This is a genomic window from Armatimonadota bacterium (genome assembly GCA_025059775.1).
GTDB lineage: Bacteria > Sysuimicrobiota > Sysuimicrobiia > Sysuimicrobiales > Sysuimicrobiaceae > Sysuimicrobium.
Genome location: JANXCW010000005.1, coordinates 29,728 through 49,292 on the forward strand (window position 1 = coordinate 29,728; position 19,565 = coordinate 49,292).

The following is a 19,565-nucleotide window of genomic DNA, read 5'->3' on the forward strand; positions in this document are numbered from 1 at the left end:
GCGTGCCCTTCCCTCAGCTCCGCCCCGCCAGTTCCTCCAGCCACGCCGCGCACGCCCGGGCAACCCGGCCAGGGATCCCCAGCTCGTCCAGCAGCTCGCAGGCGGCCCGCATCTCGTCCATCCGCCGCGCCGCGTGCCGGTACGTTCCCTCCACGAGGCGGTGCAGCAACGACGCGTCGGCTTCCTCCAGGGTCCTCGAGATGTCCTCGTAGACTTCCGACTCACAGCCCAGCGCCCGACCTGCTGCGAGGGCTTCCAGGACGGAGACCGCAAGGCCCTTCATGAATACGCTGCGCACCAGCTTGCGACCGGCGGCTAGGCCCACCTCCGGCCCCAGAACCCGTACCGGCATCCCCAACGGCGCCAGGCGATCCGCTAGCGCCCCCGCGCCCGGGCCGCTGGCCAGGGCAGGGGTGCGGATGCCCCGTCCGGGTACGGGCGCCATCAGGGCCACGTCCGCGAACAGGGCCCCAGAAGGCTCCACCAGGGCCGCGGCCCGTCGCTTTACAGCTGGAGAGGTGCTGTTGCAGTCCGCATATACCTGGCCAGGCCTTAGCTGCCCGCCCACGGCCGAGGCCACCTCCAGGGCGGCCGCGGGCGGGGTGAGCACCAGGACCACCTCGGCGCCCGCTATCGCGGTGAGGGGATCCCGCGCGAGGATCACCCCTTGGGGAACGCGCTTGGGCTGCGGATCCCAGCTCACCACCCGGGCCCCTGCCCGGGCCAGGTCCTCCGCCATCGCGCTGCCGGCCTCACCCAGGCCGAACACGGCCACTCCCAGGGAAGTCGCGGAGACCCGGGACCGCACGGCCGCATTGTATTTCCCCCGCCGTCCGGCGTCAATTTGCTGGGCTTGCCTCACAGGAGGCGTGGATCACGTCCGGGGCATGCTTGGCGGGCACGCCTTCAGGCCGGGTCATCGGGTGGAGGAGGCAACCGCGGAGGACCTCCAGGCGATGCCCTCCTCCGTTGACAGGTCCAGGTGGATTGTCTATCCTCTGAGAGGCCCGCAGGTCCCTGAGGACAGGAGGCCACGGGCTTCCTGGAGGAGGCTGGGGCCGTGACGCTTGAGGCGCTGCGCCAGGCCGCGTACCGTGCGGTGGGAACGAACCAGACGACCAAGGCCATCCAGAGGGGAAAGGCCTTGGTGGTGTTCGTGGCGAAGGACGCGGACCCGCGGGTCACGGAGTCGGTGGTGCGGGCGGCGCAGCAGCAGGGGCTCCCGCTGGTGCAGGAACATACCAAGCGGGAGCTGGGACGTGCGTGTGGGATCGCGGTGGACGCGGCCGCGGCCGCGATCCTGAAGGGACCCGCTTCGGAGGCGTAACCCCGGGTCCGGCGGATCGCTACTGAACTGCGTCGTCGAGGCAGCCACCGCGCCGCAGGACGTTCGGTGCCATGATCTCCGAGGTCTCCCCCGGGGATCCGCTGGCGGGTAGGCCGGCTGTCCATCGGGCGCGGGATTCGGAATACCCCGTTCCGAGCGCGTGCAGGGGATCTGACGGGATCGCCTGGTGCCCGGCGGGAGCCGGGAGAGGTGGGCTGTGAGACAAATTTGAGGACTCTTGTGGGAGGGGATGTCGGATGCCGACCATCAATCAACTGGTGCGCTACGGGCGGGAGCCCTTGCGGCACAAGAGTAAGTCGCCGGCGCTCCAGGGGAACCCCTTCAAGCGCGGGGTGTGCATCCAGGTCAAGACCATGACCCCGAAGAAGCCGAACTCCGCTTTGCGGAAGATCGCGCGGGTCCGGCTTACGAACGGGGTGGAGGTCACGGCCTACATCCCGGGCATCGGGCACAACCTCCAGGAGCACTCCGTGGTCCTGGTCCGGGGAGGCCGGGTAAAGGACCTGCCCGGCATCCGGTACCACATCGTGCGGGGGGCTCTGGACGCGGCAGGGGTGGTGGGCCGACGGCAGGGACGCAGCAAGTACGGGGCCAAGCGGCCCAAGCAGTAGGGGGAGGAGGATGCCGCGCAAAGGACCGGTCCCGCCCCGGGTGATTCCGCCGGACGTGGTGTACGGGAGTCCCCTCGTCCAGCGGCTCATCAACAAGGTTATGAAGAAGGGGAAGAAGACCGTGGCGGAGTGGATCGTCTACGGCGCCCTCCGCCGGGTGGAGGAGAGAACCGGCCAGCCTGCGGTTCAGGTCCTGGAGAAGGCCATGGGGAACGTGATGCCGATCCTGGAGGTCCGCCCCCGCCGGGTGGGCGGCGCCACGTATCAGGTGCCCATCGAGGTGCGGCCCGAGCGACGGGTATCCCTCGGCATCCGGTGGCTGGTGGAATACGCCCGGCAGCGGTCCGGCCGGAGCATGATCGAGAAGCTGGCCGCGGAGATCCTGGATGCGGCCCAGGGTCAGGGCGGGGCCGTGAAGCGGCGGGACGAGGTGCATCGCATGGCGGAGGCCAACAAGGCCTTTGCCCACTATCGGTGGTGATGAGGACGTGATGACGAAGGTACCGATCGGACGCATCCGCAACATCGGAATCATCGCCCACATCGACGCGGGGAAGACCACGACCACGGAACGCATCCTGTTCTACACGGGTCGGGTTCACCGCCTGGGCGAGGTCGATGAGGGGTCCGCCACCATGGACTGGATGGTCCAGGAGCGGGAACGCGGGATCACCATCACCTCCGCGGCCACCACCTGCTTCTGGCGGGACCATCGCATCAACATCATCGATACCCCGGGGCACGTGGACTTCACCGTGGAGGTAGAGCGTAGCCTGCGGGTCCTGGACGGGGCCATTGTCATCCTGAGTGCGGTGGAAGGCGTTCAACCCCAGTCGGAGACCGTCTGGCGGCAGGCGGACCGCTACCGGGTGCCCCGCATCGTGTACGTGAACAAGATGGATCGCACGGGCGCGGACTTCCTCCGGGTCGTTCAGATGGTTCGGGAGCGGCTCGGGGCGAATGCGGTTCCCGTGCAGCTCCCCATCGGCGCGGAGGATGGCTTTCGGGGTGTGGTGGACCTGGTGCGCATGAAGTCCATCATCTACCTGGACGACCTCGGAACCCGATCCGATGAGACCGCCATCCCGGGGGATCTGCTGGACCGGGCCCGGGAATACCGGGAGAAGCTGGTGGAGGCTGCCGCGGAGGTCTCGGACGAGGTCATGGTGGCCTACCTGGAGGGGCAGCCCATTCCGGAGCCTCTTCTCAAGCGGGCCCTCCGTCAGGGGACGATTTCCGGGGAGCTCGTCCCCGTGCTGGCGGGCTCCTCCTTCCGAAACAAGGGGGTGCAGCCCCTGTTGGATGCCGTGGTGGACTACCTCCCTTCCCCCCTCGACATCGGCCCCGTGCGGGGCTCCAATCCTCTGACGGGGGAAGTGGAGGAGCGTCCTCCGCACGAGCAGGCTCCCTTTGCGGCCCTCGCCTTCAAGATCATGACGGATCCCTACGTGGGGAAGCTCACATATTTCCGGGTCTACTCTGGGACCCTGAAGGCCGGCAGCTACGTCTTCAATGCCACCAAGGGGATTCGGGAGCGGGTGAGCCGCATCCTCCAGATGCACGCCAACCACCGGGAGGACATCCCGGAGGCCACCGCGGGGAACGTGGTGGCCGCGGTGGGGCTGCGGGTCACCACCACGGGAGACACCCTGTGCGATGAGGCGGCCCCTATTCTGCTCGAGGCCATGCAGTTCCCGGAGCCCGTGATCTCCGTGGCCATCGAGCCGAAGACCAAGGCGGACGCAGACAAGCTTGCCGTCTCCCTCGCCAAACTGGCGGAGGAGGATCCTACCTTCAAGGTGCGGTACGACCCGGAAACCGGACAGACCATCGTCTCGGGCATGGGCGAGCTGCACCTGGAGATCATCACGGACCGCCTGCTGCGGGAGTTCAAGGTGGAAGCCCGGGTGGGCCGGCCCCAGGTGGCCTACAAGGAGACCGTCCGGGTTTCCGCCCGGGGGGAGGGGAAGTTCATCCGGCAGACCGGCGGTCGTGGGCAGTATGGACACGTGATCCTGGACATCGAACCGCTACCGCGCGGAGGGGGGTTCGAGTTCGTGGACCGTACCACGGGCGGGGTGGTGCCCAAGGAGTTCCACAAGGCCATCGAGCAGGGGATCCGGGAGGCCATGGAAACGGGGGTGCTGGCGGGATACCCCGTGGTGGACGTGCGGGCCATCCTCGTGGACGGGTCGTACCATGAGGTGGACTCCTCGGAGCTGGCCTTCAAGATCGCGGGTTCCCTGGCCTTCAAGGACGCCGCCACCAAGGCGGGGTTGGTGCTGCTGGAGCCCATCATGAAGGTGGAGGTGACAACCCCAGAGGCCTACCTGGGGGACGTCCTCAGCGATCTCAACGCCCGCCGCGGCCGCATCCAGTCCATGGAAGAGCGGGCGGGAATGCGGGTCATCACGGCCCTGGTGCCCCTGGCGGAGATGTTCGGATATGCCACGGACCTTCGGTCCATGACCCAGGGGAGGGGCTCGTACACCATGGAGTTCTCCCACTATGAGGAGGTGCCGCCGAACGTGGCGGAGGGCATCGTCCGGGGACGGCCCGTGACCGCGAGAGCCTAGGGAGGAGTCCCATGGCACAGCGCATTCGCATCAAGCTGCGCGCTTTCGATCACCGGTTGCTGGATCAGTCCGCGGCCATGATCGTGGAGACGGTGCGACGGACCGGGGCCCGGGTGAGCGGCCCGGTGCCGCTTCCCACGGACCGGAACGTGTACTGCGTGATCCGATCCCCCCATACGGACAAGGAGTCTATGGAGCACTTCCAGATCCTCACACACAAGCGGCTCATCGACATTCTGGAGCCCACCCAGAAGACCGTGGACGCCCTGATGACGCTGGACCTCCCCGCGGGCGTGGACATCGAGATCAAGCTGTAGGAGGTGGGAGGGGGTGGTCCCATGGTGGCGATCTTAGGACGAAAGCTCGGGATGACACAGATCTTTGACGAGCGCACGGGCGCGGTGGTGCCCGTGACCGTGGTGGGGGCCACTCCGAACGTGGTCGTGGGGCTGCGCACCCTGGAGCGGGATGGCTACCGCGCGGTGCAGCTGGGGTTCGAGCCAGTACCGGAGCACCGGGTGAACAAACCCATGCGGGGCGTGTTCCGCAAGGCCGGGGTGCGGCCCCATCGGGTCCTCCGGGAATTTCGGATGGAGGATGGAGAGGAGTACCGGGTGGGGCAGGAGATCACGGTGGCGGTGTTCTCCGAAGGGGACAAGGTGGATGTGACGGGCACCAGTAAGGGCAAGGGGTTTGCGGGAGCCATCAAGCGGCACGGGTTCGGGGGACAACGGGACTCCCACGGGGTCTCCCTCATGCATCGGGCCGTAGGATCCATCGGCACGAGCGGCGTGGGCAGGGTGTGGAAGGGCAAGCGTATGCCGGGCCGGATGGGGGGCGAGCGCGTCACCGTCCGAGGGCTTTCGGTGGTGAAGGTGGATCCCGAACATCACCTCCTCCTCCTCAAGGGCGCGGTGCCGGGGCCTCGAGGGGGGCTTGTGATGGTTCGGAAGGCGAAGGCGCGGGGGTGATGGGATGCCGGTGGTCACCAGGTACGATGCGCAGGGCAGTGCGGTGGGTCAGATGGAGCTTCCTGCGAGGATCTTCGGCATCAAGCCCCACAAGGCCGTGGTCCACCAAGCCCTGGTGGCCCAGTGGGCGGCGGCCCGGGCCGGTACCGCCTCCACGAAGACCCGGGGGGAGGTAGCGGGGAGCACCCGGAAGATCTGGCGCCAGAAGGGCACGGGCCGCGCCCGCCATGGGGACGTCCGGGCTCCCATCTTCGTGGGCGGAGGGGTGGTGTTCGGGCCCAAACCCCGGGACTACACCCAGCGGCTCCCGAAGGCCATGCGGCGACTCGCGGTGCGCTCCGTGCTTTCGGACGCGGTGGCCACCTCCCGGCTCCGGGTAGTGGAGGGGTTCGGGGTCGCGGAGGGACGGACCCGGGAGGTAGTGGCCTTTCTCGAACGCATGGGGCTAGAGGGCCGGATTCTCCTCATCGCCCGGGACGAGGACAAACTCGTGCGCCGGGCCGCCCGCAACCTGCCCCAGGTCCGGGTCCTGGGCCCAGGAACCCTGAACGTGGCGGACCTCCTGTGGGCGGACCACATCCTGCTGGAGCAGGCCGTGATTCCCCGGATCGAAGAGGTGCTTGCGTGAGGGACTTCCGGGAGATCCTGCGCCGTCCCATCCTTACGGAGAAGAGCATGCGGGGCATCGAGTCGGGGAAGTACACGTTCGAGGTGGCCCGGGACGCCACCAAGCCCGAAATCCGGGAGGCGGTGGAGCGGATCTTTGGGGTGAAGGTGGCCAAGGTGAACACCGTCCGGATTCCCGGGAAGGTCCGGCGGAGGGGAGTGCACACGTACCGGACACCGGATCGGAAGAAGGCCATCGTGACCCTCCGACCCGGTTACAAGATCGATCTGGAGCAGTTCGCGTAGGAGGGGAAATGGGCATTAATAGGAGGGGAAATGGGCATTAAGAAGTACGGACCGACCACCCCAGGCCGACGGATCGCCACGGGCTACACCTTCGAGGAGATCACCAAGGACTCCCCGGAGCGCTCCCTGGTGGTCTCCCTCCACCGGCACGCGGGCCGGAACAACCAGGGCCGCATCACGGTGCGGCATCGGGGTGGGGGGCACAAGCGCCGGTACCGCCTCGTGGACTTCCGGAGGGACAAGGACGGCGTCCCGGCCCGGGTGGCCGCCATCGAGTACGATCCGAACCGCTCCGCCCGGATCGCCCTCCTGCAGTACGCGGACGGCGAGAAGCGCTACATCCTGGCGCCCGTGGGGCTGCAGGTGGGGGATGTGGTGATGAGCGGGGAGAACGTGGAGATCAAGCCCGGAAACACGCTCCCTCTCGCGAACATCCCCACGGGTACCCTCGTGCACAACGTGGAGCTGGTGCCTGGGAGAGGGGGACAGCTGGTGCGGGCCGCGGGGGCCGCGGCCCAGGTTATGGCCAAGGAAGGAGAATACGCCCTGCTGCGCCTGCCGAGCGGCGAGCTCCGGAAGATCCACATCCGTTGCCGGGCCACCGTGGGGCAGGTGGGCAACGTGGAGCACGAGGCCATCAAGTACGGCAAGGCGGGACGTCGGCGGTGGCTGGGGTGGCGGCCCGCGGTGCGCGGGGTGGCCATGGACCCCCGCAGCCACCCGCACGGGGGCGGTGAGGGACGCTCCCCCATCGGCATGCCGAGCCCCGTTTCCCCCTGGGGAAAGCCCACCCTGGGGAAGAAGACGCGCAAGCCCCGCAAGCCCAGCACCCGCTTCATCGTGAAGCGCCGGAAGTGAGGGGAGGAGCATGGGGCGATCCAAGAAGAAAGGACCGTTCGTGGACGCGCACCTGCTGGAGAAGATCCGCGCCCTCAACGAGCGGCGGGAGAAGCGGGTGATCCGTACCTGGTCGCGCCGCTCCACCATCACTCCGGAGTTCGTGGGGCACACCATCGCGGTGTACGATGGTCGCAAGCACGTGCCCATCTACATTACGGAACAGATGGTGGGCCACAAGCTGGGAGAGTTCGCGCCGACCCGCACCTTCCGGGGACATGGAGGGGGAGGTGGGGAGCGCACCACCACCGTGCGGCGGAGGGAGGAGAAGTAGCCTATGGAGGCCCAGGCCGTCGCCAAGTACATCCGGATGTCGCCGAAGAAGGTCCGCCGGGTTGCGGACTTGGTGCGGGGACGCTCCGTGCAGGAGGCCCTGGCCCTCCTCCGGGTCCTCCCGCAGCGGGGCGCCCGGGTGATCGAGAAGGCCATCCGATCCGCGGTGGCCAACGCGGAGCACAACCTGGAGCTGGATCGGGATGCCCTCGTGGTGGCCCGGATCTCCGTGGACCGGGGACCCGGGGGCAGCGTGTGGAAGCGGCTGTGGCCGCGGGCACGGGGAAGGGCGGACATCATCCGCCGCCACACCTGCCATGTGACCGTGGTGGTGGCGGAGCGGGAGTGAGGAGGGAGCAACGGTGGGCCAGAAGGTACACCCCGTGGGGCTGCGGATCGGGATCATCCGAGATTGGGAGTCCCGATGGTTCGGTACCAACAGGAACTTTGCGCTTCAGCTCCACGAGGATCTCCGGATCAGGAGGTACATCAAGGAGAAGATGTTCCGGGCGGGGATCTCCCGCATCGAGATCGAGCGCCAGGGGAACCGCATCCGGATAACGGTACACACCGCCCGCCCGGGCATCCTCATCGGGCGTGGTGGGGTGGGGATCGACGCCCTTCGCCAGGAGCTGAGTGCCCTCACGGGCAAGGATGTTCAGGTGAGCGTCCAGGAGATCCGCCGGCCGGAGCTGGAGGCGCAGCTGGTGGCGGAGACGGTGGCCCAGCAGCTGGAGCGTCGGGTGGCCCACCGGCGGGCTATGAAGCAGGCGGTGCAACGGGCCCTGCGGGCGGGTGCTAAGGGCATTAAAATTGAGGTCTCGGGACGCATCGCGGGCGCGGAGATCGCCCGGTCCGAGTGGTACCGGGAGGGCCGAGTGCCGCTTCACACGCTTCGGGCGGACATCGACTTCGGGGTGGCGGAGGCCCTCACCAAGTATGGCCGGATCGGGGTCAAGGTGTGGGTGTACCGGGGAGACGTGTTCCCGGAGTCCCGCCGGGAAGCAGGCGCCCTGCGGGCCCGGGCCTAGGGGAGGGAGACGCGGCATGTTGATGCCCAGACGGGTGAAGTTCCGCAAGCAGCACCGGGGCCGGCGCACCGGCATGGCCTACAGCGGGAACACTGTGGTCTTCGGGGAGTACGGCCTGCAGTGTATGGAGCCGGGGTGGATCACCGCCCAGCAGCTGGAGGCCGCCCGCCGCACCATCACCCGCCACATCAAGCGGGGCGGGAAGCTGTGGATCCGGATCTTCCCGGACAAGCCTGTGACCCGGAAGCCCGCGGAGACCCGCATGGGCGGGGGCAAGGGCAACCCGGAGTACTGGGTAGCGGTGGTGCGCCCGGGGCGCATCCTCTTTGAGCTCGGTGGGGTGGGGGAAGAGGTGGCTCGGGAGGCGCTGGAGCTCGCGGGGTACAAGCTCCCCGTTCGGGTACGGTTCGTCCGACGGGAGGAGCGCGCGGGAGGGATGGTCCATTGAAGGCGCAGCAGATGCGGGAGCTCAGCATGGAGGAGCTGCAGCGGCGGCTGGACGAGGCCCTGCAGGAGGCCTTCCGCCTGCGGGTCCAGATCCGCGCGGGGAAGGCTCAGAATCCCTCGCGGCTGCGGGAGGTCCGCCGGGACATCGCCCGGCTGAAGACCGTGCTCGCGGAGCGGGGGGTCCGGGTGTAGGGGAGGGATGGCGGTGGGCGCGACACTCCAGCGGGGCAAGCGGAAGGTGCTGGTCGGGGAAGTGGTGAGCGACAGGATGGACAAGACGGTGGTGGTGCGGGTGGAGACGGTGACCCGCCATCCCCTCTACCAGAAGCCCGTGCGCCGGCACAAGAAGGTGAAGGCGCATGACGAGCACAACGCCTGCCGGGTCGGAGACGTGGTGCGCATCATGGAGACCCGCCCCCTCTCCAAGGAGAAGCGGTGGTGGGTGGTGGAGATCCTGCAGCGGGCCCACCCCGCCGCGGTGGAGGCCGGGGAGGAGGCAGGCGAAAGCCCGGAAGGTGTGGAGGTCGGGGAGGGATAGGCCATGCTGCAGAACCTGTCGCGGGTGAAGGTAACGGACAACACGGGGGTCCGGGAGATCGGCATCATCCGGGTCCTGGGTGGAAGCAACCGTCGGTACGCCCGGGTGGGGGACATCGTGGTGGCCTCCGTGAAGGAGGCGGTGCCCAACAGCCCCATCAAGAAAGGGGAGGTGGTCCGGGCGGTCATCGTGCGCACCCGTAAGGAGATCCGGCGCCCAGACGGGTCGTACATCCGCTTCGACGACAACGCCGCGGTGCTCATCAACGAACAGCTCAACCCCCGGGGCACCCGGATCTTCGGACCCGTGGCCCGGGAGCTGCGGGACAGGCAGTTCCTGAAGATCATTTCCCTGGCGCCGGAGGTGCTCTGAGATGCCCGTCATCGGGGCCGGCCGTACGAAGATGCACGTGAAGAAAGGGGACCTGGTGGTGGTCATTTCGGGGAAGTACAAGGGCAAGCGGGGCAAGGTCCTGCGGGTGTTCCCCGAGAGGGGACGGATCGTGGTAGAAGGCGTGAACCTGGTGAAGCGCCACCTGAAGCCCTCCCCCGCCAACCCGCAGGGCGGCATCGTGGAAAAGGAAGCCCCCATCCCGGCCTCCAAGGTGATGCTGGTGGATCCCGAGACCAAGGGCCGCACCCGGGTGGGCGTGCGGGTGCTGCCCGACGGGCGGCGCGTCCGGTACGCGAAGAAATCCGGGGAGCTGATCGACAAGGTGTGAGGGAGCCATGGTTCCGAGGTTGAAGGAGAAGTATCTGCGGGAGGTCCGGCCAGCCCTGCAGCAGCGGTTCGGGTACCGCAACCCCATGGAGATCCCGCGCCTGGAGAAGATCGTGTTGAACATGCGGGTGGGGGAAGGAGCACAGGATCCCCGTCAGGCGGACCGGGCGGCGGAGCAGCTGGCCATCATCGCGGGCCAGAAGCCCGTGATCACCCGGGCTCGGAAGTCCATCGCGGCCTTCAAGCTGCGCAAGGGGGCCCCCATTGGGGTCATGGTCACCCTGCGGGGCAACCGCATGTGGGAGTTTTTGGACAAGTTCCTCCACGTGGCCCTGCCCCGCATCAAGGACTTCCGGGGGCTGAGCGAGCGGCAGCTGGATGGCCGGGGGAATCTGAACCTGGGGATCCGGGAGCAGCTGATCTTTCCGGAGCTGGACTACGACAAGATCGACAAGATCCGCGGGATGGACATCGCCATCGTCACCACGGCCTGCACGGACGAGGAGGCCCGGGAGCTGCTGCGGCTGTTGGGCCTCCCGTTCCGTGAACGGGAGCCGGCATCCGCGGCGTCCTAGGGAGGAGCCATGGCGCGCAAGGCCTTGATCGAAAAGTGGAAGCGACCGCCCAAGTTCCGGGTGCGGGCCTACAGCCGCTGTGAGCGATGCGGGCGACCCCGGGCGGTGTTCCGGAAGTTCCGACTGTGCCGGATCTGCCTGCGGGAGCTCGCTTACCGGGGCGAGATCCCCGGGATGACCAAGGCCAGCTGGTAGGAAAGGACCATGGGCAAGGTCACGGATCCCATCGCGGACATGCTTACTCGGATCCGCAACGCGAACGCCGCGGGCCATGAAGAGGTCGAGATATCCGCGAGCAAGATGAAGGCGGAGATCGCCCGCATCCTCCGGGAGGAGGGATTCATCGCGGACTACCGGGTGGAGCCGGATGGCAAGCAGGGGGTCCTGCGGATTCGGCTCCGGTACGGCCCCAAGAAGCAGCGGATCCTCCTGGGGCTTAGACGGGTGAGCAAGCCTGGCCGCCGGATCTACGTACGCCGGGACCGGATCCCCCGGGTACAGGGAGGACTCGGCATTGCCATCCTCTCTACCTCCAAGGGGGTGATGACGGACAAGCAGGCCCGGGCGGCGGGGGTGGGCGGCGAGGTGATCTGCTTTGTGTGGTGAGGGAGAAGCATGAGTCGCATCGGACGGATGCCGGTTTCCATCCCTCCGGGTGTGGAGGTTCGGGTGGAGGGTTCCCAAGTATGGGTGCGGGGACCGAAGGGGGAGCTGGAGCGGACCTTCCATCCGGACATACGCATCCGGGTGGAGGACGGGAAGGTCCTGGTGCACCGCCCCACGGATCTCCGACACCACCGGGCCCTGCACGGCCTCACCCGAGCCCTGTTGGCGAACATGGTGCGGGGCGTGGTGGAGGGGTATACCCGGGAGCTGGAGCTGGTGGGCACCGGCTACCGGGCCGCCCTGCAGGGAGGAAAACTCGTGCTCCAGCTGGGGTTTTCCCACCCGGTGGAGTTCACGCCTCCTCCGGGTATCACCCTGGAGGTGCCGGTGCCAACCCGCATCGTGGTCCGAGGGATCGACAAGGAGTTGGTGGGGCAGGTGGCCGCCCAGTTGCGGGCCCTCCGACCGCCGGATCCCTATAAGGGGAAGGGGATCCGGTATGCGGGGGAGGTCTTAAAGCTCAAGCCCGGGAAGGCGGGCCGTGCGGGTGGGAGGAAGTAGGTGAGGGGCATGATCTTGAAGGAGGACCGGAACCAGCGGCGGAAGATCCGGCATGCCCGCATCCGGAAAAAAGTGTTTGGGACCGCGGAGCGTCCCCGCCTCAGCGTGTTCCGCAGCCTCAAGCACATCTACGCTCAGGTGATCGACGACGAGCGGGGGTGTACCCTCGTCGCGGCCAGTACCCTGGATCCGGAGATCCGGGACCAACTGCAAGGCCTTACGAAGACCGAGCAGAGCAGGATCGTGGGGCAGCTGGTGGCCCGACGGGCGAAGGCGAGAGGGATCGAGCGGGTGGTCTTCGACCGGGGGGGCTACAAGTACCACGGCCGGGTGCGGGCCTTGGCGGAAGGGGCCCGCAGCGAGGGGCTAGAGTTCTAGGAGGCGCAGATGGCGGAGCCCGTAAGCCCCAACGAGGTCACCCTGACCTTTGAGAAGACGGTGTCCATCACCCGGGTGGCGAAAGTCACCCAGGGGGCCAAGCGGTTCAACTTCCGGGTGATGGTGGTGGTGGGAAACCAGGACGGCGTGGTGGGCGTGGGCGTAGGGAAGGCCGCGGAGGTCCCCGACGCCATCCGCAAAGCCGTGGAGGACGCCAAGAAGAACCTCGTGCGGATTCCCCGACGGGGTACCACCATTCCCCATGAGGTCATCTCGAAGTTCGGAGCCTCCCGGGTTCTGCTCAAGCCCGCGAGCGAGGGAACCGGGGTCATCGCGGCCGGCGCGGTCCGGGCAGTGATGGACGCGGCAGGAATCCGGGATGTGCTCACCAAGGCCCTGGGCAGCACCAACCCCATCAACCTCACTCGGGCGGCATTTCGGGGACTGCTGATGCTCCGTACCCCGGAGGAGGTGGCCGCCGCCCGGGGCAAGCGGGTGGAGGAAGTGTTGGGACGGGCCGCGGCGGGAGGGTAAGAATGGGAGAACGGGTGCGCATCGTCCTCCAGCGGTCCCTCATCGGTACCACGGAGGACCAGCGGGCCACAGTGCGGACCCTGGGGCTACGCCGAAGGGGGCAGTCCGTGGTGCGGGAGTGGTCCCCGGAACTCGAGGGCGTGATCCGGAAGGTGCGTCACTTGGTGGCGGTGGAACCCGTGGAGGAGGGAGAACATGCCTCTCAGGCTCGATAACCTGGCACCCCCGCCCGGTGCCAAACGCCGGCGTAAACGGGTGGGGCGGGGCTTGGGCAGCGGGCATGGGACGTACTCGGGCCGGGGGATCAAGGGGCAGAAGGCCCGCAGCGGCAAGGGTCCCCGTCCCGGGTTCGAGGGCGGACAGACGCCCCTCTCCAAACGGCTGCCGTTCCAGCGGGGCGTGCGGGCATATGGGGCCTCCCACACGGGCGGAGTGCCTCGCCCCCCGTATGTAGAGGTGACCCTCCGGCAGCTGGAGCGGTTTGAGCCGGGCAGTGAGGTCACCCCGGAGCGGCTACGGGAGATGGGGTTGGTTTCCCGAAAGGGCCGCATCAAGATCCTGGGAACCGGGACCCTCACCCGTCCCCTCCTCGTCCGGGCGCACGCCTTCACCGCCTCCGCCCGGGCGGCCATTGAGGCCGCAGGGGGGCGTGCGGAGGTCCTCCCGTGATCAGCGGGCTTGCCAATCCCCTCCGGATCCCGGACCTCCGGCGCCGGCTCCTCTTCACCGCCCTCATGCTGGCCCTGTTCCGGCTGGGGGCTCACATCCCCGTACCGGGCGTGAATGTGGAGGCCGTGCGGCAGCAGTTCCAGCAGGCGGCGCAGGGCACGGCCTTCGGCTTTCTCAACCTGCTGGTAGGCGGGGCACTGGAGAACTTCAGCATCTTTGCTTTAGGCGTCATCCCCTACATCACCGCCTCCATCATCATGAGCCTGCTGCAGGTGGCCTTTCCTCGCCTCAAGGAGATGGCCCGGGAGGAGGGGGAGGCAGGCCGCCGCCGCATCGGGTGGTACACCCTCTACCTTACCATCCCGCTCGCGGCCTTGCAGGCATGGGGACAGACAGGACTCATCCAGGCCTTCAGCCAGGGTCGGGCCATCACGGATTTCAGCCCCCTCAACTGGGCCCTCATCCTCTCCACCCTGGTGGCGGGCACCATGGTCCTCACCTGGATGGGGGAGGTGATGACGGAGCACGGAGTCGGCAACGGCGTGTCGCTGCTGATCTTCGGCGGAATCGTGGCCCGCATTCCCCAGCAGATCGCGGCCACCCTGGCCACCATCCAGGTGGGATCCGCCTCCTTTCTCCTGTTCCTTCTGGACGTGGTGCTGGTGCTCGCCAGCATCGTGGCCGTGATCTTCATCACCCAGGCCACCCGGCGCATCCCGGTCCAGTACGCCCGTCGGGTGGTGGGCCGTCGGGTGCTGGGCGGGCAGACCACGCACCTGCCCATGAAGATCGTGCAGGCGGGCGTGATCCCCATCATCTTCGCCATCTCCGTGCTGCAGTTCCCCAGCACCGTGGCCAGTTTCGTGCGCTGGCAGCCGCTGGTGGACTGGGGGCAGCGGCTGCAGCCTGGACAGCACTGGCTCGGGACCGTGCTCTACGCGGTGCTCATCATCGTCTTTACGTACTTCTACACCGCGGTGCAGTTCGATCCCGACGACATCGCAGAGAACATCAAGAAGTACGGAGGATTCATCCCTGGCATCCGGCCGGGTCGGCCCACCAGCGAGTTCCTCATGCGGGTCACGGAGCGCCTCACCTTCGTGGGGGCGCTTTTCCTGAGCGCCATCGCGGTCCTGCCGCTCCTCTTCCGGGCTGCCAGCAGCCTCACCCTCTACCTGGCGGGCACCTCCGTGCTCATCGTGGTGGGGGTGGCCCTGGAGACCATGCGGCAGCTGGAAGCGTACGTCCTCATGCGGCACTACGAAGGTTTTCTGCGATGAACGTGGTGTTCCTGGGGCCTCCGGGGGCGGGCAAGGGGACCCAGGCCGTTCGCATCTCCACCTGTTACCGGATTCCCCACATCGCCACGGGCGACATGCTGCGGGAGGCCATCGCACGGGGTACGGAGCTGGGCCTGCTCGCGAGGTCCTATGTGGACCGGGGAGAGCTCGTGCCGGATGAGGTGATGCTGCGCCTGGTGGAGGGGCGGCTCCAGGAGCCCGATGCGCAGGAGGGGTTTCTGCTGGACGGATTCCCCCGAACCCTCCCTCAGGCGGAGGGCCTCGATGCCCTCCTGGACCGGATGCACCGGCGGCTGGAAGTGGTGGTGTTCTTCCGGGTCCCCCCCGAAACCCTCCTGCGCCGTCTGAGCGGACGGTGGGTCTGCCGGGCCGCGGGGCACGTGTACCACGAGGCCCACCACCCACCCCGCGTCCCGGGCCGGTGTGACCTGGACGGGAGCGAGCTCTACCAACGGCCGGACGACCGACCGGAGGCCGTGGCGCGGCGCCTGGAGGTCTACGAGCGGCAAACGGCCCCTCTCGTGGAATATTACCGGGCGCGGGGTGTGTTCCGGGAGGTGGACGGTGTCGGGGGGCTAGAGGAGGTCACCCGCCGGCTGTGCGCGATCCTGGGCGAAGCAGGAACGGGACGAACGTGAGCGGCGTGCGAACCCGAGGGATTTACATCAAGACGCGGGAGGAGATCGATCGGATGCGCCGGGCAGGCCGGGCTGCGGCCCGGGCCCTGCGGGCAGTGGCCGCGGCGGTACGGCCGGGGATTCCCACCGCGTACCTGGACCGGGTGGCGGAGGAGGCCATCCGGCAGGAGGGGGGAATCCCCTCCTTCAAGGGCTACCGGGGCTTTCCCGCCAACATCTGTGTCTCCGTCAACGACCAGATCGTGCATGGAATCCCCGGCCGCCGTATCCTGCGGGAGGGGGATCTCGTGAAGATCGACCTGGGAGCGTATGTGGACGGGTTCCATGGGGACGTGGCCACCACGGTTCCCGTGGGCCGCATTCCACCGAAATTGGCGCGACTCGTGTGGGTGACGGAGGAGGCCCTGTACCGGGCCATCGCCCTGGTACGCCCCGGGGCGCACCTGGGGGATATCGGCCACGCCATCCAGTCCTTCGCGGAGGCCCACGGGTTCTCCGTGGTCCGACAGTTCGGAGGCCACGGGGTGGGCCGGGAACTCCACGAGGATCCCCAGGTGCCGAACTTCGGCAACCCCGGGAAGGGGCTTTTGCTGCGGCCCGGCATGACCCTCGCCATCGAGCCCATGGTGAACCTCGGGACGTGGCGGGTGGTGGTGGATGGGGACGGATGGACGGTGCGCACCGCGGACGGAAAGCCCTCCGCCCACTTCGAGCATACGGTGGCGGTGACGGAGCAGGGGTGCGAGATCCTCACCCTGCTGGACGAGGACGGGCAGAACCGGTAAGATTAACCTTTGCGCGGAAGGGGGATGTCCGCGAAGAAGGACGTCATCGAGGTTGAGGGAACCGTGGTGGAAGTCCTCCCGAACGCCATGTTTCGGGTGGAGCTGGACACGGGCCACCGGGTCCTCGCCCACATCTCCGGGAAGATGCGGATCCACTTTATCCGCATCTCGCCCGGGGATCGGGTGAAGGTGGAGCTGAGCCCCTACGACCCCACCCGGGGCCGGATCACGTACCGGTACCGGTAAGCGGCCTTTCCGCGGAGGTTCCCGGAGGGAGGAGGTATGAAGGTTCGGAGCTCGGTGCGCCGGATGTGTGAGAAGTGCAAGATCATCCGCCGCCACGGACGGGTCCGGGTGATCTGCGAGAACCCTAAGCACCGGCAGAAGCAGAGCTAGGGAGGGGAGGAGATGGCACGGATCGCGGGGGTGGATCTTCCGCGGGAGAAGCCCGTGGAGATCGCCCTGACCCATATCTACGGCATCGGTCGGTCGCGGGCCTACGAGGTCCTGGTGCACACGGGGATCCGTCCGGGCGTGCGGGTGCGGGATCTCACGGAGGAGGAGATCTCCCGGATCCGGGACTTCATCGAGCGCAGCTACCGGGTGGAGGGGGACCTCCGCCGGGAGGTGGCCATGAGCATCCGGCGCCTCATCGAGATCGGGTCCTATCGCGGCCTGCGCCACAAGCTGGGGCTTCCCGTGCGGGGCCAGCGCACCCGCACCAACGCCCGCACCCGCAAGGGCCCCCGAAAGACGGTAGGGACCGGGCGGCGGGCAAAGGCCAAGAAGTGAGGGAGGAGGCGGTATGGCGCGGAAGGGAACCCGACGGCGGCGGGAGCGGAAGAACGTACCCCTTGCGCATGCCCACATCCAGTCCACCTTCAACAACACCATCGTGACCATTACGGATCCCCACGGCAACGTGCTGGCGTGGGCGAGTGCAGGTACCCAGGGGTTCAAAGGATCCCGAAAGGGAACCCCGTATGCCGCAGGGCTTGCCGCGGAGGCTGCGGCCCGGAAGGCCATGGAGCACGGAGTGCGGACCGTGGAGGTGTACGTGAAGGGACCCGGACCTGGACGGGAGGCGGCCATCCGGTCGCTGCAGAGCGCGGGATTGGACATCAGCCTCATCAAGGACGTGACCCCGGTCCCCCACAACGGGTGCCGGCCCCCCAAGCGCCGGCGGGTCTAGGGTCCGGAAAGGAGGAGTGCCCGGATGGGACGCTATACGGGTTCGGTATGTCGGCTGTGCCGCCGGGAGGGCGTGAAACTCTACCTCAAGGGTGAGAAGTGCTACACGGATAAGTGCCCTCTGGTCAAGCGGCCGTACCCGCCCGGGATGCACGCGGGGAGCGTGCGGCGGAAGGCCTCGGAGTACGGGCTGCGGCTGCGCGAGAAGCAGAAGCTGCGCCGCATCTACGGGGTATACGAACGGCAGTTCCGACGGTACTTCGAGGAGGCCGCGAAGGCGAAGGGCGTCACCGGTACCCGGCTGCTGCAGCTGCTGGAGACACGTCTCGACAACGTGGTCTACCGCCTGGGACTGGCGGGCTCCCGGAAGGAGGCCCGGCAGACGATCGCCCACGGCCACATCGCGGTGGACGGCCGCAAGGTCACCATTCCCTCCTACCAGGTGAGGCCGGGACAGACCATCAGCCTTACGGAACGGGGCAGGCGCAACGAGCGCATCCAGGTGCTCCTGGAATCCCGATCCGCCCGTCCCCCCTCCTGGCTGGAGTTCGATCCGGAGGCGGCCACGGGCCGGGTCCTAGCTCTGCCCAGCCGGGAGGAGATCGATGTCCCGGTCCAGGAGCAGCTGGTGGTGGAGTTCTACTCGCGATAGGGGAGGTGGTGGTGTGAGCGTGTTCGGTCTGTGGGAACTCACAAAGCCGCGGGTGGAGTACGTGGAGCTCTCCGACACGTACGCCCGGCTGGTGGTGGAGCCCCTCGAGCGGGGGTTCGGCACCACCCTGGGCAACGCCCTCCGCCGGGTTCTCTTGAGCTCCATCCCGGGAGCCGCGGTCACCTCCGTGAAGATCGAGGGCGTGCTGCACGAGTTCAGCACCATTCCCGGCGTGGTGGAGGATGTTACCCAGATCATCCTGAACCTCAAGGAGCTGGCCGTGCGGCTGCACACGGACAAGCCGAAGCTCCTGCGTCTGGAAGTCCGTGGCAAGCGCGAGGTGACGGCCCGGGACTTCCAACCGGACGCGGAGGTGGAGATCCTGAACCCGGACCTCCTCATCGCCACCATCGACCGGAAGGACGCCCGGCTCGCCATGGAGGTGGTGGTGGAGCGGGGCAAGGGCTATGCACCTGCGGAGAAGCACCGTCGGAGCGAGCATGTGATCGGCGTCATTCCCGTGGACTCCGTCTTCTCTCCCGTGCAGAAGGCGAACTTCGTGGTGGAGGATGCGCGGGTGTCCCACGGCGGGGAGATGGAACGGCTGGTGCTGGAGGTGTGGACCAACGGGGCCGTGCGCCCGGACGAGGCCATCACGGAGGCCACCCGCATCCTCATCGACCACTTCCGCCTCATCGGCGGTATGACGGAGCAGGGGGCGGTGCAGGAGGGTGCGGTGCGGGATCCTGAACTCCAGAAGCTCCTCAACACGCCCATCGAGGAGCTGGACCTCTCTGTCCGGCCCTACAACTGCCTCAAGCGGGCCAACATCCATACCATCGGGGATCTCATCCAGCGTACGGAAGAGGAGATCATGAGCGTGAAGAACTTCGGAAAGAAGTCCCTGGACGAGGTGGTGGAGAAGCTGGCGAGGCTGGGCCTGTCCCTGCGCAGGAAGGGCGAGGAGGCCCGGGCGTAGGAGGAAGCCGTGGGCACGGGCGTGAAGGGACGCAAACTGGGACGGGACACGGGGGAACGGCGGGCGCTGTTCCGGGATCTCGTGACCGCCCTGTTCAAGCACGGACGCATCCATACCACGGAGGCGAAGGCGAAGGAGGCGAAGAAGATCGCGGACAAGCTCATCGCCCTCGCCCAGGAGGGCACCCTCCACAGCCGGCGACAGGTGGCTCGTCTCATCCTGGACAAAGAGGCCTTGCGCAAGCTCTTCCGGGAGATCGCTCCCCGGTACGAGCGAGGGCGAGGGGGGTATACCCGCATCATCAAGGATCTGCCCCGCCGGGGGGACGCTGCTCCCATGGCGTATCTGGAGCTCCTGGAGAAGTAGCTTGCG

The 19,565-nt window shown here is 67.8% G+C and carries 36 protein-coding genes; 35 read left to right on the forward strand and 1 reads right to left on the reverse strand.

Features of this window, described 5'->3' with window-relative positions:
* Positions 1–13 precede the first annotated feature (13 nt).
* Entirely contained in the window at positions 14–808 is a 795-nt protein-coding gene (locus N0A24_05055; GenBank protein MCS7172761.1) for a DUF1932 domain-containing protein, read from the reverse strand.
* Between the two features lie 252 nt (positions 809–1,060).
* Here N0A24_05055 and N0A24_05060 point away from each other — a divergent pair, with 252 nt between their 5' ends.
* From N0A24_05060 to rplQ, 35 genes are all read left to right on the forward strand, one after another.
* Complete coding sequence (locus N0A24_05060) at positions 1,061–1,327, forward strand: ribosomal L7Ae/L30e/S12e/Gadd45 family protein (protein ID MCS7172762.1); 267 nt, start codon at positions 1,061–1,063, stop codon at positions 1,325–1,327.
* A 257-nt stretch (positions 1,328–1,584) separates the two neighbouring features.
* Entirely contained in the window at positions 1,585–1,959 is a 375-nt protein-coding gene (gene rpsL, locus N0A24_05065; GenBank protein MCS7172763.1) for a 30S ribosomal protein S12, read from the forward strand.
* 10 nt (positions 1,960–1,969) lie between these two features.
* Positions 1,970–2,440, forward strand: a complete 471-nt coding sequence (gene rpsG / locus N0A24_05070) for a 30S ribosomal protein S7 (protein ID MCS7172764.1) — start codon at positions 1,970–1,972, stop codon at positions 2,438–2,440.
* Between the two features lie 10 nt (positions 2,441–2,450).
* Positions 2,451–4,535, forward strand: a complete 2,085-nt coding sequence (gene fusA / locus N0A24_05075) for an elongation factor G (GenBank protein MCS7172765.1) — start codon at positions 2,451–2,453, stop codon at positions 4,533–4,535.
* A gap of 11 nt (positions 4,536–4,546) precedes the next feature.
* Positions 4,547–4,852, forward strand: a complete 306-nt coding sequence (rpsJ, locus tag N0A24_05080; GenBank protein ID MCS7172766.1) for a 30S ribosomal protein S10 — start codon at positions 4,547–4,549, stop codon at positions 4,850–4,852.
* 21 nt (positions 4,853–4,873) lie between these two features.
* A complete protein-coding gene (rplC, locus tag N0A24_05085; GenBank protein MCS7172767.1) occupies positions 4,874–5,506 on the forward strand; it encodes a 50S ribosomal protein L3 in 633 nt (210 codons plus the stop codon).
* 4 nt (positions 5,507–5,510) lie between these two features.
* Positions 5,511–6,134 (forward strand): 50S ribosomal protein L4, encoded by a 624-nt coding sequence (rplD, locus tag N0A24_05090; protein MCS7172768.1) that lies wholly within the window; start codon positions 5,511–5,513, stop codon positions 6,132–6,134.
* A complete protein-coding gene (gene rplW / locus N0A24_05095) occupies positions 6,131–6,418 on the forward strand; it encodes a 50S ribosomal protein L23 (protein MCS7172769.1) in 288 nt (95 codons plus the stop codon). Before rplD ends, rplW begins: the two co-directional genes overlap by 4 nt.
* A 30-nt stretch (positions 6,419–6,448) precedes the next feature.
* Positions 6,449–7,276 carry a 50S ribosomal protein L2 gene (gene rplB, locus N0A24_05100; GenBank protein MCS7172770.1) on the forward strand — a complete coding sequence of 276 codons (828 nt, stop codon included), beginning with the start codon at positions 6,449–6,451 and terminating at the stop codon, positions 7,274–7,276.
* Between the two features lie 10 nt (positions 7,277–7,286).
* On the forward strand, positions 7,287–7,589 hold the full coding sequence (rpsS, locus tag N0A24_05105) for a 30S ribosomal protein S19 (protein ID MCS7172771.1): 303 nt from the start codon (positions 7,287–7,289) through the stop codon (positions 7,587–7,589).
* 3 nt (positions 7,590–7,592) lie between these two features.
* Positions 7,593–7,937: a 50S ribosomal protein L22 gene (rplV, locus tag N0A24_05110; GenBank protein MCS7172772.1), complete on the forward strand. Its 345-nt coding sequence runs from the start codon at positions 7,593–7,595 to the stop codon at positions 7,935–7,937.
* Positions 7,938–7,950: 13 nt separating this feature from the next.
* The gene (gene rpsC / locus N0A24_05115) at positions 7,951–8,619 is read left to right on the forward strand and encodes a 30S ribosomal protein S3 (GenBank protein MCS7172773.1); all 669 of its coding nucleotides are present in this window, start codon (positions 7,951–7,953) and stop codon (positions 8,617–8,619) included.
* A 16-nt stretch (positions 8,620–8,635) separates the two neighbouring features.
* On the forward strand, positions 8,636–9,067 hold the full coding sequence (gene rplP, locus N0A24_05120; protein MCS7172774.1) for a 50S ribosomal protein L16: 432 nt from the start codon (positions 8,636–8,638) through the stop codon (positions 9,065–9,067).
* Positions 9,064–9,258, forward strand: coding sequence for a 50S ribosomal protein L29 (gene rpmC, locus N0A24_05125; GenBank protein ID MCS7172775.1), 195 nt, complete (start codon positions 9,064–9,066; stop codon positions 9,256–9,258). Before rplP ends, rpmC begins: the two co-directional genes overlap by 4 nt.
* A 13-nt stretch (positions 9,259–9,271) precedes the next feature.
* Positions 9,272–9,604, forward strand: a complete 333-nt coding sequence (rpsQ, locus tag N0A24_05130; protein ID MCS7172776.1) for a 30S ribosomal protein S17 — start codon at positions 9,272–9,274, stop codon at positions 9,602–9,604.
* A 3-nt stretch (positions 9,605–9,607) separates the two neighbouring features.
* Positions 9,608–9,976: a 50S ribosomal protein L14 gene (rplN, locus tag N0A24_05135; GenBank protein MCS7172777.1), complete on the forward strand. Its 369-nt coding sequence runs from the start codon at positions 9,608–9,610 to the stop codon at positions 9,974–9,976.
* Positions 9,977–10,007: 31 nt separating this feature from the next.
* A complete protein-coding gene (rplX, locus tag N0A24_05140; protein ID MCS7172778.1) occupies positions 10,008–10,325 on the forward strand; it encodes a 50S ribosomal protein L24 in 318 nt (105 codons plus the stop codon).
* A 7-nt stretch (positions 10,326–10,332) separates the two neighbouring features.
* Positions 10,333–10,899, forward strand: a complete 567-nt coding sequence (gene rplE / locus N0A24_05145) for a 50S ribosomal protein L5 (GenBank protein ID MCS7172779.1) — start codon at positions 10,333–10,335, stop codon at positions 10,897–10,899.
* Positions 10,900–10,908: 9 nt separating this feature from the next.
* Positions 10,909–11,094: a type Z 30S ribosomal protein S14 gene (locus N0A24_05150; protein MCS7172780.1), complete on the forward strand. Its 186-nt coding sequence runs from the start codon at positions 10,909–10,911 to the stop codon at positions 11,092–11,094.
* A 9-nt stretch (positions 11,095–11,103) separates the two neighbouring features.
* Positions 11,104–11,505 carry a 30S ribosomal protein S8 gene (gene rpsH, locus N0A24_05155; GenBank protein MCS7172781.1) on the forward strand — a complete coding sequence of 134 codons (402 nt, stop codon included), beginning with the start codon at positions 11,104–11,106 and terminating at the stop codon, positions 11,503–11,505.
* Positions 11,506–11,514: 9 nt separating this feature from the next.
* Complete coding sequence (gene rplF / locus N0A24_05160; GenBank protein ID MCS7172782.1) at positions 11,515–12,066, forward strand: 50S ribosomal protein L6; 552 nt, start codon at positions 11,515–11,517, stop codon at positions 12,064–12,066.
* A gap of 9 nt (positions 12,067–12,075) precedes the next feature.
* Positions 12,076–12,444 (forward strand): 50S ribosomal protein L18, encoded by a 369-nt coding sequence (gene rplR, locus N0A24_05165; protein MCS7172783.1) that lies wholly within the window; start codon positions 12,076–12,078, stop codon positions 12,442–12,444.
* Positions 12,445–12,453: 9 nt separating this feature from the next.
* Complete coding sequence (gene rpsE, locus N0A24_05170) at positions 12,454–12,978, forward strand: 30S ribosomal protein S5 (protein MCS7172784.1); 525 nt, start codon at positions 12,454–12,456, stop codon at positions 12,976–12,978.
* Between the two features lie 2 nt (positions 12,979–12,980).
* Entirely contained in the window at positions 12,981–13,193 is a 213-nt protein-coding gene (gene rpmD, locus N0A24_05175) for a 50S ribosomal protein L30 (GenBank protein MCS7172785.1), read from the forward strand.
* Positions 13,174–13,647, forward strand: a complete 474-nt coding sequence (gene rplO, locus N0A24_05180) for a 50S ribosomal protein L15 (GenBank protein ID MCS7172786.1) — start codon at positions 13,174–13,176, stop codon at positions 13,645–13,647. The genes rpmD and rplO overlap by 20 nt, the downstream gene beginning before the upstream one ends.
* Positions 13,644–14,927 (forward strand): preprotein translocase subunit SecY, encoded by a 1,284-nt coding sequence (secY, locus tag N0A24_05185; GenBank protein MCS7172787.1) that lies wholly within the window; start codon positions 13,644–13,646, stop codon positions 14,925–14,927. The genes rplO and secY overlap by 4 nt, the downstream gene beginning before the upstream one ends.
* Complete coding sequence (locus N0A24_05190; protein ID MCS7172788.1) at positions 14,924–15,586, forward strand: adenylate kinase; 663 nt, start codon at positions 14,924–14,926, stop codon at positions 15,584–15,586. Before secY ends, N0A24_05190 begins: the two co-directional genes overlap by 4 nt.
* Entirely contained in the window at positions 15,583–16,371 is a 789-nt protein-coding gene (gene map, locus N0A24_05195) for a type I methionyl aminopeptidase (GenBank protein MCS7172789.1), read from the forward strand. The genes N0A24_05190 and map overlap by 4 nt, the downstream gene beginning before the upstream one ends.
* 24 nt (positions 16,372–16,395) lie before the next feature.
* A complete protein-coding gene (gene infA / locus N0A24_05200) occupies positions 16,396–16,617 on the forward strand; it encodes a translation initiation factor IF-1 (GenBank protein MCS7172790.1) in 222 nt (73 codons plus the stop codon).
* Between the two features lie 36 nt (positions 16,618–16,653).
* Positions 16,654–16,767: a 50S ribosomal protein L36 gene (gene rpmJ, locus N0A24_05205; GenBank protein MCS7172791.1), complete on the forward strand. Its 114-nt coding sequence runs from the start codon at positions 16,654–16,656 to the stop codon at positions 16,765–16,767.
* Between the two features lie 12 nt (positions 16,768–16,779).
* The gene (rpsM, locus tag N0A24_05210; GenBank protein ID MCS7172792.1) at positions 16,780–17,163 is read left to right on the forward strand and encodes a 30S ribosomal protein S13; all 384 of its coding nucleotides are present in this window, start codon (positions 16,780–16,782) and stop codon (positions 17,161–17,163) included.
* Between the two features lie 13 nt (positions 17,164–17,176).
* Complete coding sequence (gene rpsK, locus N0A24_05215; GenBank protein ID MCS7172793.1) at positions 17,177–17,563, forward strand: 30S ribosomal protein S11; 387 nt, start codon at positions 17,177–17,179, stop codon at positions 17,561–17,563.
* Positions 17,564–17,587: 24 nt separating this feature from the next.
* A complete protein-coding gene (gene rpsD, locus N0A24_05220; GenBank protein MCS7172794.1) occupies positions 17,588–18,214 on the forward strand; it encodes a 30S ribosomal protein S4 in 627 nt (208 codons plus the stop codon).
* A 28-nt stretch (positions 18,215–18,242) separates the two neighbouring features.
* A complete protein-coding gene (locus N0A24_05225) occupies positions 18,243–19,193 on the forward strand; it encodes a DNA-directed RNA polymerase subunit alpha (GenBank protein ID MCS7172795.1) in 951 nt (316 codons plus the stop codon).
* Positions 19,194–19,214: 21 nt separating this feature from the next.
* A complete protein-coding gene (rplQ, locus tag N0A24_05230; GenBank protein MCS7172796.1) occupies positions 19,215–19,559 on the forward strand; it encodes a 50S ribosomal protein L17 in 345 nt (114 codons plus the stop codon).
* Positions 19,560–19,565: the final 6 nt, after the last annotated feature.

Coding starts and splice junctions, on each gene's coding strand:
- rpsL (MCS7172763.1), top strand. CDS start 1,585: ATGCCGACCATCAATCAACTGGTGCGCTACGGGCGGGAGCCCTTGCGG.
- rpsG (MCS7172764.1), top strand. CDS start 1,970: ATGCCGCGCAAAGGACCGGTCCCGCCCCGGGTGATTCCGCCGGACGTG.
- fusA (MCS7172765.1), top strand. CDS start 2,451: ATGACGAAGGTACCGATCGGACGCATCCGCAACATCGGAATCATCGCC.
- rpsJ (MCS7172766.1), top strand. CDS start 4,547: ATGGCACAGCGCATTCGCATCAAGCTGCGCGCTTTCGATCACCGGTTG.
- rplC (MCS7172767.1), top strand. CDS start 4,874: ATGGTGGCGATCTTAGGACGAAAGCTCGGGATGACACAGATCTTTGAC.
- rplD (MCS7172768.1), top strand. CDS start 5,511: ATGCCGGTGGTCACCAGGTACGATGCGCAGGGCAGTGCGGTGGGTCAG.
- rplB (MCS7172770.1), top strand. CDS start 6,449: ATGGGCATTAAGAAGTACGGACCGACCACCCCAGGCCGACGGATCGCC.
- rpsS (MCS7172771.1), top strand. CDS start 7,287: ATGGGGCGATCCAAGAAGAAAGGACCGTTCGTGGACGCGCACCTGCTG.
- rplV (MCS7172772.1), top strand. CDS start 7,593: ATGGAGGCCCAGGCCGTCGCCAAGTACATCCGGATGTCGCCGAAGAAG.
- rplP (MCS7172774.1), top strand. CDS start 8,636: ATGTTGATGCCCAGACGGGTGAAGTTCCGCAAGCAGCACCGGGGCCGG.
- rplN (MCS7172777.1), top strand. CDS start 9,608: ATGCTGCAGAACCTGTCGCGGGTGAAGGTAACGGACAACACGGGGGTC.
- rplX (MCS7172778.1), top strand. CDS start 10,008: ATGCACGTGAAGAAAGGGGACCTGGTGGTGGTCATTTCGGGGAAGTAC.
- rplE (MCS7172779.1), top strand. CDS start 10,333: ATGGTTCCGAGGTTGAAGGAGAAGTATCTGCGGGAGGTCCGGCCAGCC.
- N0A24_05150 (MCS7172780.1), top strand. CDS start 10,909: ATGGCGCGCAAGGCCTTGATCGAAAAGTGGAAGCGACCGCCCAAGTTC.
- rpsH (MCS7172781.1), top strand. CDS start 11,104: ATGGGCAAGGTCACGGATCCCATCGCGGACATGCTTACTCGGATCCGC.
- rplF (MCS7172782.1), top strand. CDS start 11,515: ATGAGTCGCATCGGACGGATGCCGGTTTCCATCCCTCCGGGTGTGGAG.
- rplR (MCS7172783.1), top strand. CDS start 12,076: ATGATCTTGAAGGAGGACCGGAACCAGCGGCGGAAGATCCGGCATGCC.
- rpsE (MCS7172784.1), top strand. CDS start 12,454: ATGGCGGAGCCCGTAAGCCCCAACGAGGTCACCCTGACCTTTGAGAAG.
- rpmD (MCS7172785.1), top strand. CDS start 12,981: ATGGGAGAACGGGTGCGCATCGTCCTCCAGCGGTCCCTCATCGGTACC.
- rplO (MCS7172786.1), top strand. CDS start 13,174: ATGCCTCTCAGGCTCGATAACCTGGCACCCCCGCCCGGTGCCAAACGC.
- N0A24_05190 (MCS7172788.1), top strand. CDS start 14,924: ATGAACGTGGTGTTCCTGGGGCCTCCGGGGGCGGGCAAGGGGACCCAG.
- infA (MCS7172790.1), top strand. CDS start 16,396: ATGTCCGCGAAGAAGGACGTCATCGAGGTTGAGGGAACCGTGGTGGAA.
- rpmJ (MCS7172791.1), top strand. CDS start 16,654: ATGAAGGTTCGGAGCTCGGTGCGCCGGATGTGTGAGAAGTGCAAGATC.
- rpsM (MCS7172792.1), top strand. CDS start 16,780: ATGGCACGGATCGCGGGGGTGGATCTTCCGCGGGAGAAGCCCGTGGAG.
- rpsK (MCS7172793.1), top strand. CDS start 17,177: ATGGCGCGGAAGGGAACCCGACGGCGGCGGGAGCGGAAGAACGTACCC.
- rpsD (MCS7172794.1), top strand. CDS start 17,588: ATGGGACGCTATACGGGTTCGGTATGTCGGCTGTGCCGCCGGGAGGGC.